Source organism: Alteriqipengyuania halimionae (genome assembly GCF_009827575.1).
Classification (GTDB): Bacteria; Pseudomonadota; Alphaproteobacteria; order Sphingomonadales; family Sphingomonadaceae; genus Alteriqipengyuania_A; species Alteriqipengyuania_A halimionae.
On the sequence record NZ_WTYR01000001.1, the window covers coordinates 143933 to 157919 of the forward strand.

The 13987-nt window shown below is 64.3% G+C and carries 14 protein-coding genes; 9 read left to right on the forward strand and 5 right to left on the reverse strand.

What is annotated here, in order from left to right:
• Positions 1-6: 6 nt before the first annotated feature.
• Together GRI68_RS00730 and pyrE are read right to left on the reverse strand one after the other, a co-directional pair.
• Complete coding sequence (locus GRI68_RS00730) at positions 7-750, reverse strand: pyridoxine 5'-phosphate synthase (protein ID WP_160615237.1); 744 nt, start codon at positions 748-750, stop codon at positions 7-9.
• An 8-nt stretch (positions 751-758) separates the two neighbouring features.
• Positions 759-1337, reverse strand: a complete 579-nt coding sequence (pyrE, locus tag GRI68_RS00735; protein ID WP_160615238.1) for an orotate phosphoribosyltransferase — start codon at positions 1335-1337, stop codon at positions 759-761.
• A 187-nt stretch (positions 1338-1524) separates the two neighbouring features.
• Between pyrE and coxB the strand changes: the two genes are divergently transcribed.
• Both coxB and ctaD read left to right on the forward strand, forming a co-directional pair.
• On the forward strand, positions 1525-2592 hold the full coding sequence (gene coxB / locus GRI68_RS00740) for a cytochrome c oxidase subunit II (protein ID WP_160615239.1): 1068 nt from the start codon (positions 1525-1527) through the stop codon (positions 2590-2592).
• A gap of 26 nt (positions 2593-2618) precedes the next feature.
• A complete protein-coding gene (ctaD, locus tag GRI68_RS00745) occupies positions 2619-4343 on the forward strand; it encodes a cytochrome c oxidase subunit I (protein WP_160615240.1) in 1725 nt (574 codons plus the stop codon).
• A 52-nt stretch (positions 4344-4395) separates the two neighbouring features.
• Here the strand turns inward: ctaD and GRI68_RS00750 are convergent, their stop codons facing one another.
• Positions 4396-5730: a tetratricopeptide repeat protein gene (locus GRI68_RS00750; protein WP_160615241.1), complete on the reverse strand. Its 1335-nt coding sequence runs from the start codon at positions 5728-5730 to the stop codon at positions 4396-4398.
• A 98-nt stretch (positions 5731-5828) separates the two neighbouring features.
• Between GRI68_RS00750 and GRI68_RS00755 the strand changes: the two genes are divergently transcribed.
• From GRI68_RS00755 to GRI68_RS00770, 5 genes are all read left to right on the forward strand, one after another.
• Positions 5829-6749: a heme o synthase gene (locus GRI68_RS00755; protein WP_160615242.1), complete on the forward strand. Its 921-nt coding sequence runs from the start codon at positions 5829-5831 to the stop codon at positions 6747-6749.
• A gap of 9 nt (positions 6750-6758) precedes the next feature.
• Positions 6759-6893 carry a hypothetical protein gene (locus GRI68_RS13830; RefSeq protein WP_267902072.1) on the forward strand — a complete coding sequence of 45 codons (135 nt, stop codon included), beginning with the start codon at positions 6759-6761 and terminating at the stop codon, positions 6891-6893.
• A gap of 3 nt (positions 6894-6896) precedes the next feature.
• The gene (locus GRI68_RS00760) at positions 6897-7478 is read left to right on the forward strand and encodes a cytochrome c oxidase assembly protein (RefSeq protein ID WP_160615243.1); all 582 of its coding nucleotides are present in this window, start codon (positions 6897-6899) and stop codon (positions 7476-7478) included.
• Positions 7479-7605: 127 nt separating this feature from the next.
• Positions 7606-8433: a cytochrome c oxidase subunit 3 gene (locus tag GRI68_RS00765; RefSeq protein WP_160615244.1), complete on the forward strand. Its 828-nt coding sequence runs from the start codon at positions 7606-7608 to the stop codon at positions 8431-8433.
• A 24-nt stretch (positions 8434-8457) separates the two neighbouring features.
• Positions 8458-9084 (forward strand): SURF1 family cytochrome oxidase biogenesis protein, encoded by a 627-nt coding sequence (locus tag GRI68_RS00770; RefSeq protein ID WP_160615245.1) that lies wholly within the window; start codon positions 8458-8460, stop codon positions 9082-9084.
• 21 nt (positions 9085-9105) lie between these two features.
• Here GRI68_RS00770 and GRI68_RS00775 read toward each other — a convergent pair whose 3' ends face one another.
• A complete protein-coding gene (locus GRI68_RS00775) occupies positions 9106-10683 on the reverse strand; it encodes an ABC-F family ATP-binding cassette domain-containing protein (RefSeq protein WP_160615246.1) in 1578 nt (525 codons plus the stop codon).
• 191 nt (positions 10684-10874) lie between these two features.
• Between GRI68_RS00775 and thrC the strand changes: the two genes are divergently transcribed.
• Both thrC and GRI68_RS00785 read left to right on the forward strand, forming a co-directional pair.
• Positions 10875-12254, forward strand: a complete 1380-nt coding sequence (gene thrC, locus GRI68_RS00780; RefSeq protein WP_160615247.1) for a threonine synthase — start codon at positions 10875-10877, stop codon at positions 12252-12254.
• Positions 12251-13150, forward strand: coding sequence for a class I SAM-dependent methyltransferase (locus GRI68_RS00785; protein ID WP_234028675.1), 900 nt, complete (start codon positions 12251-12253; stop codon positions 13148-13150). Before thrC ends, GRI68_RS00785 begins: the two co-directional genes overlap by 4 nt.
• On the opposite strand, the gene GRI68_RS00790 is transcribed toward GRI68_RS00785, so the two are convergent.
• On the reverse strand, positions 13147-13926 hold the full coding sequence (locus GRI68_RS00790; protein WP_160615248.1) for a DUF1499 domain-containing protein: 780 nt from the start codon (positions 13924-13926) through the stop codon (positions 13147-13149). The two genes, GRI68_RS00785 and GRI68_RS00790, sit on opposite strands and share 4 nt — an antisense overlap.
• Positions 13927-13987: the final 61 nt, after the last annotated feature.

Below are 13987 nucleotides of genomic sequence, written 5' to 3' on the forward strand. Positions count from 1 at the left end.
GGCATGTCAGCGCGCCTCGTCCATCAGCTCGCGCATGCGGCGAACGGCGTTTTCGAGCCCGACGAAGACCGCTTCGCCGACCAGGTAGTGCCCGATATTGAGCTCGGCCAATTGCGGGATGGCCGCGATCGGCTGGACGTTTTCATAGGTCAGTCCATGGCCGGCATGGGGTTCGATGCCGTTCTTGGCAGCGAGCGCGGCCATGTCGGACACTCGCTTCAGCTCGCTAGCCAGGCGCTCTCGATCGCCGTCGAGCTGAGCGTGCGCGTATTCGCCGGTATGGAACTCGACCACCGGTGCGCCGAGCCGCAATGCGGCGTCGAGCTGGCGCTCGCTCGGCTCGATGAACAGGCTGACGCGGATGCCCGCTTCGGTCAATTCGTGGACATAGCGTTGCAAGTGATTGTGCTGCCCCGCGGCGTCGAGCCCACCTTCGGTGGTGCGCTCTTCGCGCTTTTCGGGAACGATGCAGGCGGCCTGCGGACGATGTGCCAGTGCAATCGCGAGCATCTCGTCGGTCGCGGCCATCTCGAGATTGAGCGGCAGATCGGTCGCATCCTGGATGCGCTTGAGGTCGTCGTCGCGGATATGGCGGCGGTCTTCGCGCAGGTGCGCGGTGATCCCGTCGCCGCCGACCGCCGAAACGATTTCCGCCGCGCGCACCGGATCGGGATGGTCGCCCCCACGCGCATTGCGGATGGTGGCGACGTGATCGATATTGACCCCGAGGCGGAGTTTCGAATCCTGCATCGTTCGGACTACTTCCGGCTCCCGGGCTTGGTGACGGGCACCGCTTCGAGCTCTGCCGGAACCTCGTCCTCGGCATAGGTGGGGAAGGTGATTTCGATCAGCGGGAAGAACGGCACGCCCAGATCGACTTCGCCCATGCTGCGATCGACCAGCGCGACTTCGGCGACGACTTCGCCGCCAGCATCGTGTACGGCCTTGATTGCCTCGCGGCTGGAAAGGCCGGTGGTGACCACGTCCTCGACCATCAGGCATTTTTCACCCTCGGCGATCTCGAAGCCGCGGCGCAATTCGAACGTGCCTTCGGGGCGTTCGAGGAAGATCGCTTCCTTGCCCAGCGCGCGCCCCATTTCGTGACCGATGATCAAGCCGCCCATTGCCGGGCTGACGACCTTGTCGACCTGCGCGCGGATTTCCCGCGGGAGCTTCCGGCTCAGCGCCAGCGCCAGCCGGTCGGCCCGCTGCGGGTCCATTAGCACGCGCGCGCATTGCAGGTAGTTCGCGCTGTGTCGGCCCGAGGAAAGCACGAAATGTCCTTCGAGCAGGGCTTGGGCGGCGCGGAATTCGGCGAGCACCTCTTCTTCGGTCATGAAACGGCGAAACTCCTGTAGGTTGCACGATCGTGTGCGCGGAAAAATTCCCTAGAGGCGCTTGAGTAGGCCTGCAACCATGCGTATAGGCGCGGCACTTGTAAGGCCCTCGTCGGGTGGCGCGCACCCTTATGCGCAACGATCGACGACGGTCGGGAATTCCAAAAGCGGAAAGCGATACGCCAGTATGATTCTTCGCAATTTCAGCCGTTTCGTTCTTGCCGGGGCCGCCGCGGCGACTTTGGCAATGGGCGGCACCGTCGCCGCGCAGGACGCCGCGACCGAAACCGAACAGGCCGCCACGGTCGAACAGGCGGCAGGCGATGCCGTTCCCGATTCTGCGACCGACGCGGCCGAAGCTGCCCCGGGCTATGAATATATGGGCCCCGAGATGATCAAGGGCCAGCCGGAAGAGTGGGGCTGGACGTTCCAGCCGCAGCATACCGATGCGGGCGAGCAGGCGCTGACGCTGCACAATGCGATCCTGATGCCGGTGATCGTCGCCATCAGCCTGTTCGTGCTGGTTCTGCTGCTGCTGGTGATCGTGAAGTATCGTCGCGGTGCGAATCCGAAGCCTTCGCGCACCACGCACAACACCATGCTCGAAGTGGTCTGGACGATCGTTCCTGCGCTGATCCTGCTCGGGATCGCGATTCCCTCGATCAACCTGATCCGCACCCAGTACAAGCCCGCTCCCGCCGATGCGATCACCGTCAAGGCGACCGGGTGGCAGTGGTATTGGACCTATTCCTTCCCTGACAATGGCGAGTTCGAGATCACCTCGAACATGATGGATATCGACGAAGCCGAGGCGAAGGGCCTGCCCTCGCATCTCGCCGTCGACAATCGCCTGGTCCTGCCGGTCGGCGTTCCGATCCGTCTGCAGACCACCGCAGCCGACGTGATTCACTCCTTCGCGATCCCCTCGCTGTGGTTCAAGCTCGACGCGGTGCCGGGCCGGATCAACGAGAAGGTGCTGACGATCAACGAGCCCGGCATCTATTACGGCCAGTGCTCCGAACTGTGCGGTGCGCGCCATGGCTACATGCCGATCGCGATCGAAGCCGTCCCGATGGAGCGCTGGGAACAGTGGGTGTTGTCGCAGGGCGGCTCACTGGGCGGCGACACGGCCGAAAGCAACGAGGCCGCACCGTTGGTCGCAGCCGCTTCGGCCAGCGAAGATGCCGCGCCGGCCGGTGAAGCGCCGATCGAAACGACCTCCTCCGATGCCGCCGAAGCCGGCGCGTCCAACTGATTTTTCGCTAAGGTAAGCTCAAGACCATGGCCACGACAGCAAACCCCGAACACATTCCCGCGCATAGCGATCATGACGCGCACGATGCGCATCACGATCACAAGCCGGGCTTTTTCACGCGCTGGTTCCTTTCGACCAACCACAAGGACATCGGCACGCTGTACCTGATCTTCGCGATCTTCGCGGGGATCGTGGGTGGTGCGATCTCGGGCATCATGCGTGCCGAGCTCGCCGAGCCGGGCATCCAGATCCTCAACAAAACCTGGTTCCTCGCCGGCGTGGGGCCGGAAAGCCTCGATGCGGCGTTGCACCACTGGAACGTCCTGATCACGGCGCACGGCCTGATCATGGTGTTCTTCATGGTCATGCCGGCGATGATCGGCGGCTTCGGCAACTGGTTCGTCCCGCTGATGATCGGTGCGCCGGATATGGCTTTCCCGCGCATGAACAACGTTTCGTTCTGGCTGACCTTCGTCGCTTTCATCAGCCTCCTGGCCTCCACTTTCGTGCCGGGCGGTACGGGCGTGGGCGCGGGTACCGGCTGGACGGTCTATGCACCGCTGTCGACCCTCGGCTCGCAAGGGCCCGCGGTCGACTTCGCGATCTTTTCGCTCCACCTTGCGGGTGCGGCTTCGATCCTCGGCGCGATCAACTTCATCACCACGATCTTCAACATGCGTGCGCCGGGCATGACCCTGCACAAGATGCCGCTGTTCGTGTGGTCGGTGCTGGTCACCGCGTTCCTGCTGCTGCTGGCGCTGCCGGTGCTCGCCGCGGCGATCACCATGCTGCTGACCGATCGCAACTTCGGAACGACCTTCTTCGATCCGGCCGGCGGCGGCGACCCCGTGCTCTACCAGCACCTGTTCTGGTTCTTCGGTCACCCTGAAGTCTACATCATGATCCTGCCGGGCTTCGGCATGATCAGCCAGATCATCGCGACGTTCAGCCGCAAACCGGTGTTCGGCTATCTCGGCATGGCCTACGCCATGGTCGCGATCGGCGTGATCGGCTTCGTCGTGTGGGCGCACCACATGTACACTGTCGGCCTCGACGTGAACACGAAGATGTACTTCACCGCCGCCACGATGATCATCGCGGTCCCGACGGGGGTCAAGATCTTCAGCTGGGTCGCCACGATGTGGGGCGGCAGCCTGGAATTCAAATCGCCCATGGTCTGGGCGCTGGGCTTCATCTTCCTCTTCACCGTGGGCGGCGTGACCGGCATCGTCCTTTCGAACGGCGGCGTCGACGACGTGCTGCACGACACCTATTATGTCGTCGCGCACTTCCACTACGTGCTGTCGATGGGTGCGGTGTTCTCGCTCTTCGCGGGCTTCTACTACTGGTTCCCGAAAATGAGCGGCCGCTGGCACAGCGAGTTCCTCGCCCACCTGCACTTCTGGGTGTTTTTCATCGGGGTGAACGTGATCTTCTTCCCGATGCACTTCCTGGGTGTGGACGGCATGCCGCGCCGTATTCCGGACTATCCGGAAGCCTATACCGGCTGGAACGAAGTCGCGAGCTACGGCTACATGATCATGGCCGCGTCGCTGGTGATCTTCTTCGTCAACATCGCCTATGCGTTCATCGCCGGGCGTCGTGCAGAAGATAATTACTGGGGCGAAGGCGCAACGACGCTCGAATGGAGCCTGTCGAGCCCGCCGCCGTTCCACCAGTTCGAGACGCTTCCGGTGATCGAGGACCACCACGATCATCACCACCACATCCGTCCGGCCGAAGCGCACTGAGCGCAAAGCACCGATTGAAACGAGAGGGCGTCGCTGCGGGGGCGCCCTTTTGCTATCGGGTGGAGGCAGACCAGGCTGCGCGGACGAGGAGCGTTGCGCTTTGGCGGCGCTCGCGCGCCTCCATCGCAGCGCGTGCGCTGCCGTCGGCCCCGCGTTCGCGTTCCGCCTCGGCGAGCCTGATCGCCAGCGCCTTGCGGGCCGGAAACAGGGCCCCCGGATCCGCGCGCTCCAGCCGTTCTCGCGCTGCCAGCTCGACGACCGGCAGCAAGCGATAGTCCAGCGAGCCGAAGATATCGGCGATGGCGGCCGCTTGACGCGCGAGCAGGGCAAGCGATTCCGCCTTTCCCTGCGTTGCGAGATTGCGCGCCAGCGCGAACATCGCCGGGCGATGGGTCTCGTATTGCTTCGGGATCGAGAAATTGTCTTCGATCTTCGCAAGCAGATTGCGACGGATCGGCTCGGCTGCGGCGTATCGTCCCTGTGCTTCCAAGGCGTCGGCCAGGAGTTCGCGTGCATCGGCCTCTGGGGTATCGAGTGCCGCGATGACGATCCATTCGCCGTCGGGGCGCCCGACTGCGATAGCCTCCCGCGCCAGACGTTCCGCCTCGTCGTAGCGCTCGGTGGCAAGCGCGCTGCGTCCGTGCAACACGCGGTAATCGATCGCAAGCTCCTGAGAGAGGTCGTCCGTGGCGCGGCCCCTGGCAAGGACTTCGGCGGTTAGGTCGTAAGCGCGCCGCGGCTGACCTGCCGCGATGAGATTTCGCGCGCGCGCACGGGCAAGCTCTTCCATGACGATATTGGTGAAGTCGTCAAAGCCGAGCGCGACGTTCCAGATTTCCGCGAGGACGGCATCGGCCTCACCGAATCGCCTCTGTGCTTCGAGCGTTTGTGCAAGTCCGACTGCGGCATCGAGCGCACCGCCAGAATCGATCGTGCAGCAGGCGCGATAATGCGCAAGCTGAACCCGCCAAACCGCTTCGGCCTCGCTATATAAGGCTTCCTCCTGCAGCGCGGCGGCATAGCTATAACGCGCCATCGCCACCTCGTGCGGTTCGAAGCCGAGCCGCTCCAGAAGCCGGTAGACGATGCCGTTCACCGCGACATAGCGCGCGCCCGATGCGCCGACATAGCGACTGGCATCGCGAAGGACCGCCGCTTCCGGTTTGCCGAATTCGGAAAGCTCAGTTGGTCCTCCGGTTATCTCTCCGATCCGACGATAGGCTTCGCGCTCTGACCCTTCGCGCAGCAGCGCGCCGATTTCGGAAAGGGCTTGGTCCGATGCTTCGATCCCGGGGGAAGGGGCATCCTGTGCAGTCGCCGGCAGGGCGTGAGTCAGAGCCGCCGAAAGCAGCATAGATAGGCAGAAACGGGAGCGCCTGGCCGACATCGGACAAGACTGCGACCAACTGCCTTTTCCCGCAAGCGACGAATTCGGCCGCGTCGGCGCTTTGCAGTCGTCGCGCGGAAGCCTATAGGGCGGGGCCCATGCCCCCTGCCACCAAGCCCCCCTCCACCACACCCGCACTGCCTGCCGATTGGCGCGATTTCTTCGCGTTGACCAAGCCGCGGGTCATGACGCTGGTGATCTTCACCGGTCTGTGCGGCCTTCTCGCCGCACCCGAGCGGATCAATCCGGTCCTCGCATTCACGGCGATCCTCTGCATTGCGATCGGGGCCGGGGGTGCGGCGGCGCTCAACCAGTGGTGGGAAGCCGATATCGATGCCGGGATGAAGCGGACCGCCCAGCGTCCGCTGCCTGCAGGACGGCTGGACCGCTCGCATGCGCGTGATTTCGGGATCATGCTGTCGGGTGCGTCGGTCGGCATCATGGGACTGGCGTTGGGGTGGCTCCCGGCGGCCATCCTTGCAGTCTCCATCGCCTATTACGCGGTGCTCTACACGATCTGGCTCAAGCCGCGCACGCCGCAGAACATCGTGATCGGTGGCGGTGCGGGCGCGTTTCCGCCGATGATCGGATGGGTCGCCGCGACCGGAGACATCACCGCGATGCCGGTGTTTCTGTTCGCGATCATCTTCATGTGGACGCCGCCCCATTTCTGGGCACTCGCGCTGTTTGTGAAGACCGACTACGAAGCGGTGGGCATACCGATGCTGCCGGTGGTCGCGGGCGAACGGGCGACCAGACGGCACATCCTGATCTATGCCATCCTTCTCCTCCCGCTCAGCCTCACCCCGTGGTGGATCGGAGGAACCGGCTGGATCTACGGGGCGAGCGCGGCGGTGCTTTCCAGCGTGTTTCTCTTGCTTTCGGCGCAAGTGGGATTGCGTCGCTCGGCAGAAGGTGACGGGATGCGGCCCGAAAAGCGCCTTTTCGGCTTCTCCATCGTCTATCTGTTCGCGCTGTTCGCCGCACTGGTGGTAGACCGTTTCGTCCTGACACCCTAGATAGGTGCCATGACCGACCATCTCGATCCGCAGGACGAAGCGAACCGCCGCAAGGCGATCCAGAAACAGCGCAACCTCGTATTGGGCCTCGTGCTCGCGGGGCTCGTCGTATTGTTCTACGCGATCACCATCGTCCGGATGTAAGCGATGGCGACTGCGCCCGAAGCCTCGCTCTCCGCGCGCAACAAGCGCACCGGCTTCTACATGCTCGGTTTCGCGCTGGCGATGCTCGGGTTGGGCTATGCTTCGGTCCCGCTTTACGACCTGTTCTGCCGAGTGACCGGCTTTGCCGGCACGACGCAGCGCGCGACCGACGATGAAGCGAGCCTGGCGGAACGCATCGCTGCGAGCGGGGCGACGCGCGACATCACGATCCGCTTCGACACCAATGTCGCTCCCGACCTTTCGTGGAGCTTCCGCCCCGAACACCCGACCGATCGCATTGCGATCGGCAGCCGCGACCAGGCTATCTTCCTCGCGAAGAACGACGGGACGGAACCGGTCGTTGGAACCGCAAGCTTCAATGTCTATCCCAACGAAGCCGGCAAGTATTTCAGCAAGGTGCAGTGCTTCTGCTTTACCGAGCAGCGGCTCGAGCCGGGCCAGGAAGTGCGCATGCCGGTGGTCTATTTCGTCGATCCGGCGATCTTTGACGATCCGCTGGTCGAAGATCTCGATTCGATCACGCTGAGCTACACGTTTCACAAGAAAAAAGACGCCGCGAGCTGAACGCACGCGCGTTGTTGCCGTCTCGCCACGCCATCGCGGGGTGGGCATTTCCTTCGCTCACCCCCTAGACCCGCGCGTCTCGCGCGATTAAGGGCAGCGTCAACCATTTACCTGAGAGACGGACACCATGGCCGGTAGCAAAACCCACGACTATCACATTCTCGATCCCGATCCGTGGCCGCTGATCGGCTCGTTCAGCGCGCTGACCTTCACCACCGGGATGGTTTTGAGCATGCACCCGGAGGAACTTCCCTTCGGTACGCCGGTGCTGATCGCCGGGATCATCGGCCTTGTGTTCACCTTCTTCAGCTGGTTCGGTAACATCATCCGCGAAGCGCAGGCGGGCGACCATACCCCGGTCGTGCAGCTGCACCTTCGCTACGGCATGATCCTGTTCATCGCCTCGGAAGTGATGTTCTTCGTCGGCTGGTTCTGGAGCTGGTTCGATTTCGCACTGTTCCCTTCGACATTGAGCGATGCGATCGGTGGGCAATTCCCGCCTGTCGCGATCGAAGGCGTGATCAATGCATTCGACCTCCCGCTGCTCAACACCCTGATCCTGCTGTGCTCGGGCACCACGGTTACGTGGGCGCACCACTCGCTGATCAACGGCGATCGCGACGGACTGAAGAAGGGCCTGTGGGCGACCATCATCCTCGGCGTCATCTTCAGCTGCATCCAGGCCTACGAATACAGCGTGGCGCCGTTCCCCTTCGGTGAGAACACCTATAGCTCTGCCTTCTACATGGCGACCGGTTTCCACGGCTTCCACGTCATCATCGGCACGATCTTCCTGATCGTTTGCCTGGTGCGCGCCTATAAGGGGCACTTCACGCCGAAGCAGCATTTCGGCTTCGAGGCGGCGGCCTGGTACTGGCACTTCGTCGATGTCGTGTGGCTGTTCCTCTTCATCGCCATCTATGTCTGGGGCGGTTGGGGCTATCCGACCCATTAAGGCTCTCGCCGAAAGGAGCCTCGCATGAGGCGCCTTCCCATATTCTCTACGATCATCGTCGCGGCGGCCGTCGCGACGATGATCGCGCTTGGGATATGGCAATTGGGTCGCGGCACCGAGCGTGACCGCCTCAAACAGGCGATGGCCGAGCGGCCCGCCATGGCGATGCTCGACTATCCGTTCGCCGATCCTACCGATCCCCGCTATCTCTATCGCCGCCTGCGGGCCGATTGCGACACGGTGACGGGCTTCGAAGTCGCCGGAGGGAAGGACGCGGCAGATCACACGGGATGGCGGCAGATCGCCACCTGTCGCAACGATGCGAGCGGACAGACCTTCAAGGTCCAGATCGGGATTGCCGAACGCCCCGACGCCGAGGTCCAATGGCAGGGAGGACCGGTCCAGGGCCTCGCCGCCGCCGCTCCCGACCAGCGCGGTTTCCTTCAACGCCTGACCTTCCGTCCGGCCCACCGTCCGGCGATGATCGTCGCGGCCGATCCGAAGGCAGGGCTGCAGGCCTCGCGACAGCCCGATCCTTCAGAATACGAAAACACCTCGTGGGGCTATGCCGGGCAGTGGTTCTTCTTCGCGCTCACCGCGCTGGTGGTCTACGCGCTCGCCTTGCGCCGCCGCTGGCGCGACAGGAGCTGAGGCTCCGGGCGGCTCGTCGAGCTAGTCGCCCAAGTCTAGCCGCCGCTGCACGCCGATCGCCGTCAGAAAGCCGGCATCATGGCTGACGCAGACGATCGCTCCATCCCAGTCTGCCAGAGCCGCTTCGAGCTGTTCGGTAGCAGCGAGGTCGAGATGATTGGTCGGTTCGTCGAGCAACAGCATTTGCGGCGGGGTTGGGGCCGCGAACAGGCAAGCGAGAGCGAGGCGCATCCGTTCGCCGCCCGATAGTCCATTGACCTCCCGTTCGGCCCAGACATTGCGGAATCCGAACCCTGCCAGCGCGCCATGCGCAGCTTCGCGCGTCAGCCCGGGATTAAGCCGGGGCATCGCTTCAATCAGCGTTTCTCGCGGATCGAGCAGGGAGAGATGCTGGTCGAGCCATGCTATTCGCGCGCCGTCGCGCTGGATATCTCCGCCGTCTGGCGAGTCTTTACCGGCCAGCAGACGCATCAGGGTCGTCTTGCCCGATCCGTTCGGTCCTTCGATCGCAACCCGCTCGGGCCCGCGCACGGTGAGGTCGATCCCGGAAAACAGCGTGCGACTGCCGACTCGCCGATTGAGGTTGCGAGCCTCGATCAGCACGTGGTTGGCCGCCAGACCCGATGGCGGGAGAGCCATGTCGATGGGGATCTCGCGTTCGACATCCGCGCGAGCGGCCTCGCGTTTCTCTTCTGCTTCGCCCACTTGGTCTGCGCCGCCGGTGCGATAGCGCGCGGCGGTGCGTTCGGCGCGCTCCTGGCGCGCGTCGAGCAGGATCTTGGGCTGGCTCCGGCTTACGCGCCGGGCGCGACCGCGGCTGTCGCGCCGGTCCTGCTTCTCGCGTTCGCGCTGGGCTTCGCGCCGGGTGGAGGCGAGCGCGTGCTCGCTGCTTTCGAGTGCGCGCTCGGCCCGCTCTCGCTCGGCCGTGCGAATGCGCTGGAATTCCTCCCATCCGCCACCGACGATATGCACGCCCACCCGGGTAAGTTCGACGATGCGGTCGACCTGCGCCAGCAATTCACGATCGTGGCTTGCGACGAGCGCGCCGCCGTTCCAGTCGCGCAGAAGGGCGGCGATGGCGTCGCGGCCCGCGCGGTCGAGATTATTGGTCGGTTCGTCGAGCAACAACACGTCGGGTTGGTCGATCAGCATGGCCGCGATTGCCACGCGTGTCCGCTCGCCGCCGCTCAGGGTGGAAAGCGTGCGTGCGAGCTCGATCGTTGGCAAGCCTGCCTGCGCCAACGCCTGCTCGATCCGTGTGGTCAGGCTCCAGTCGGCGGCATCGAGATCGTCACCTTCGAGCGCGCCGCGTTCGATCCGGTCGAGCCGGGCCAGTTTCTCTGTCACGCCAAGCGTCTCGGCAACCGAAAGCTGCGGGTCGGGTGACTGATCGAGCATGGCGACGCGACCGGGCCGCACGATCTCGCCCGCCACCGGGGCGATTCTCCCCGCGATCGCCGCGAGCAGAGTCGATTTGCCCGAACCGTTGCGGCCGACGAGGCCGACGGCCTCATGGCCCAGCGCAAGGTCGAGGCCGGAAAACAGGGGGGTGGAATCGGGGGCGGCGCAGGCGACGCCGGACAAGGTTAGCAATGACATGGGAAACACCGATGCAGTCAGGGAGGGAAACGGCTCGCTGATCGATCAGATGTTCACGTCATCGCACTCCTGGATTGGGTCGCATTTGGTTGCCGAGCACTAGCAGAGGGGCTGCGGTTTTTCAATCGATCGCGGTCAAAGCCGCGTCCCCGCCTTGCCGATGGCGGGAGGGGCAGCTAGCGAATGGGACCATGCGTTACGTTTCCACCCGCGGCGGACCAGCCACCTCTTCGGCTCGCGATGCAATCCTGTCGGGCACCGCGCCCGACGGCGGCTTGTGGATGCCCGAAGCGATTCCGCAATTGCCCGCTGAACGGATCGCCGAGCTTGCCGAGCTGCCCTATCCCGATCTTGCTGCGCTGATCCTGTCGCCCTTCATCGGCGATGCCATCGACGACCAGCGGCTGCTTGATCTGTGTATCGAGGCCTATGCGGGCTTCGACGATCCCGAGGTGGCGCCATTGGTCCCGCTGGCCGGACGGCACTGGCTGCTCGAGCTGTTTCGCGGGCCGACGCTCGCATTCAAGGATTTCGCCCTCCAAGTGCTCGGTCGTGTGCTGGCCGAACTGGTCGGCGAGCGTCCCTTGGTCCTCGTCGGCGCGACCAGCGGTGACACGGGAAGCGCTGCGATCGCGGCGGTGGCCGGTCGGCCCAATATCGCGCTCGTCATGCTGCATCCCGAAGGCAGGGTCAGCGAAGTCCAGCGACGGCAGATGACCACGGTCGACGCGCCGAATATCGTCAATCTCGCCGTGCGCGGCAGTTTCGACGATTGCCAGCGACTGGTGAAGCAACTCTTCGCCGAAGGGGTGGGCGATCTCCGGCTCGGCGCGGTCAATTCGATCAACTGGCTGCGGATCGCCGCGCAGGTCCCGTATTATTTCGCCGCTGCGGCCAAGCTCAATGCGATCGAGCACCCGGTCGCATTCGCAGTGCCGAGCGGCAATTTCGGCAATGCCTGTGCAGGCTACGTCGCGCGGGCGATGGGGCTGCCGATCGAGCGGTTGATTATCGCTACCAATTCCAACGATATCCTCCACCGCGCATTCACGACCGGTCTGTACGAACGCGGCGAAGCGCTGGCGACCACCGCGCCCGCGATGGACATCCAGGTCGCGAGCAATTTCGAGCGGATGCTGTTCGTGGCCGATCGCGAAGCGGTGCCCGAACAGATGAAGGCGCTGGCGGAAAACGGTCGCTTCCACCTGACCCATGCGCAGCGCGATCTCGTCGACGCGCGCTTTTCCAGCGCCAGCGCCGATGAGCCTGCAATCGTCGCGGCGACTCGCTGGGCGAATGAGCGTGCGGGACAGGTCATCGACCCGCATACCGCGGCAGGGCTTCATGCCGCGCTGCATTCCGATTTGCCACACGATGTGCCGATCGTGACGCTCGGCACTGCGCATCCGGCCAAGTTCCCCGATGCGGTTGCCGCCGCGCTGGGTGAGCGTCCACCGATGACCGAGGCGTTGCAAGAGATGTTCGCCCGGCCCGAGCTTTACGAGGTCGTCGATGCCGATGCCGAGGCTATTGCCGGGCATGTGCGGAAGTTGGCAGGTCCATCGGCATGAGCGTGGCATTGTGTGCCGCGCCGCAATTGATGATCGGCGAGGCGTGGGACGATTACGGCCTGATCGACAGCGGCAACGGGCGAAAATACGAACGCTATGGCCGGTTCCGCTTCATCCGGCCGGAACCGCTCGCGCTGTGGCAACCGCGGCTCGACGAATGGCCTGCCGATGGCGAATTCGTACCCGGCAGCGACGAGGATGGCGGCGGACGCTGGAACCTGTCGCCAGAGGTGCCGGAGGACGGCTGGACGCTCCATCGGGGTGCGGCCAAATTCACCGCGCAATGCACGCCGTTTCGCCATCTCGGTTTCTTTCCCGATATGGCTCCGGTGTGGGACTGGATGGGCGCGCAATTGGGGTCACGGGACGAAAGCGCTGATCGCCCAACGATGAACCTGTTCGGTTACACCGGCGTCGGCAGCCTCGCTTTGAGCGAGCAGGGCCCTGTTACCCATGTCGATGCGTCGAAGAAATCGGTCGCCCAGGCGCGCGAGAATGCCGCGATGTCCGGGATGGAGGACCGCCCGATCCGCTGGCTGGTGGACGATGCAATGAAATTTGCCGCGCGCGAGGTCCGGCGGGAGAACCGCTATGACGGGATCATTCTTGACCCGCCCAAATTCGGGCGCGGGCCGAAGAATGAGACCTGGCGGATCGAGGAAGGGCTGCCCGCGCTGATCGACGATTGCGGCCAACTGCTCGATCCCGACAGCCGCTTCCTGTTCCTCACCGTTTATGCCGTGCGGATGAGCGCATTGTCGCTCGGCCAGTTGCTGGCCGAAAAACTGGCGCATCTGCCGGGCACGGTCGAGTTCGGCGAACTGGCCGTGCGCGAAGAAGGCGAGGGCGGCCGGATCCTGCCGACCGCGCTCTTCGCCCGCTGGTCGAACGCCTAGCTTGTCGGTGCCAGCTCGCCCAGGAAGGCGCGGATACGCTTTGCGTTGTAGCCAAGGTCGCTCACACCCACCCGGCTGATCGAGCGCATGTCGACCGTGACCGAATCCTCGCCAGCGACTTCGACCCGAAGCGAGACGATGTCCTCGAAGCGCAACCACCCGGCATAGGCGACCGCTTCGAGGTGGCCACCTTCGGCATCGCTCATGATGATCGTCCAGCCCTTCGTCCTAGCCAGCTGCTCGGCGCGCGCGATCATTTCGGCGACCGTGCCGGGCATCGTCACGGTCTCGAGGTCGGGATAACCCTCGGCATGGAGTTTGCGCCATTCGGCTTCGGTTTCCACACCGCGCAAATTGTCTGCCGGGATGTCGAGCGCGGTGAAGGCGGGCGGATTGGCGAGATCGGTGGTGGCATCGTGGATCGCCGGATATTTCGCCGCCTCGCCCCGCAACCACAGACCTGTGCCCAGCAATGCGCCCGCCAGCACGATCGCGAGGAGCGCCGATTTGCTCGTTCGCCGCGCCAGGATCCAGCCGAGCACCAGCGCGAGCAGCGCCAGCACGATGATCAGCATGGCGGTATTGACCGGAAGCTCGCCGAGGTTGAACAGCGGCCGCAGTGGCAGGACGAAGCCCGTGAAACCGGCCAGCTTGTCGATCACGTCGTAGCGCGCGAGCGTCGTACCCACGACGGCGATCGCTGCGGCGATCAGCGCCAGTGTCAGTGCAATCTTGCCGAGCAACAGCGCCCATCCGTGCTTCGTCGTTGCAGCCATAATCGGTTCCCCTCTGGACAGTCCGTTGCCGCCTGTGTCACGGCGCTCGCGCTGTCCATAG

Coding starts and splice junctions, on each gene's coding strand:
- GRI68_RS00730 (WP_160615237.1), bottom strand. CDS start 750: ATGCAGGATTCGAAACTCCGCCTCGGGGTCAATATCGATCACGTCGCC.
- pyrE (WP_160615238.1), bottom strand. CDS start 1,337: ATGACCGAAGAAGAGGTGCTCGCCGAATTCCGCGCCGCCCAAGCCCTG.
- coxB (WP_160615239.1), top strand. CDS start 1,525: ATGATTCTTCGCAATTTCAGCCGTTTCGTTCTTGCCGGGGCCGCCGCG.
- ctaD (WP_160615240.1), top strand. CDS start 2,619: ATGGCCACGACAGCAAACCCCGAACACATTCCCGCGCATAGCGATCAT.
- GRI68_RS00750 (WP_160615241.1), bottom strand. CDS start 5,730: ATGTCGGCCAGGCGCTCCCGTTTCTGCCTATCTATGCTGCTTTCGGCG.
- GRI68_RS00755 (WP_160615242.1), top strand. CDS start 5,829: ATGCCCCCTGCCACCAAGCCCCCCTCCACCACACCCGCACTGCCTGCC.
- GRI68_RS13830 (WP_267902072.1), top strand. CDS start 6,759: ATGACCGACCATCTCGATCCGCAGGACGAAGCGAACCGCCGCAAGGCG.
- GRI68_RS00760 (WP_160615243.1), top strand. CDS start 6,897: ATGGCGACTGCGCCCGAAGCCTCGCTCTCCGCGCGCAACAAGCGCACC.
- GRI68_RS00765 (WP_160615244.1), top strand. CDS start 7,606: ATGGCCGGTAGCAAAACCCACGACTATCACATTCTCGATCCCGATCCG.
- GRI68_RS00770 (WP_160615245.1), top strand. CDS start 8,458: ATGAGGCGCCTTCCCATATTCTCTACGATCATCGTCGCGGCGGCCGTC.
- GRI68_RS00775 (WP_160615246.1), bottom strand. CDS start 10,683: ATGTCATTGCTAACCTTGTCCGGCGTCGCCTGCGCCGCCCCCGATTCC.
- thrC (WP_160615247.1), top strand. CDS start 10,875: ATGCGTTACGTTTCCACCCGCGGCGGACCAGCCACCTCTTCGGCTCGC.
- GRI68_RS00785 (WP_234028675.1), top strand. CDS start 12,251: ATGAGCGTGGCATTGTGTGCCGCGCCGCAATTGATGATCGGCGAGGCG.
- GRI68_RS00790 (WP_160615248.1), bottom strand. CDS start 13,926: ATGGCTGCAACGACGAAGCACGGATGGGCGCTGTTGCTCGGCAAGATT.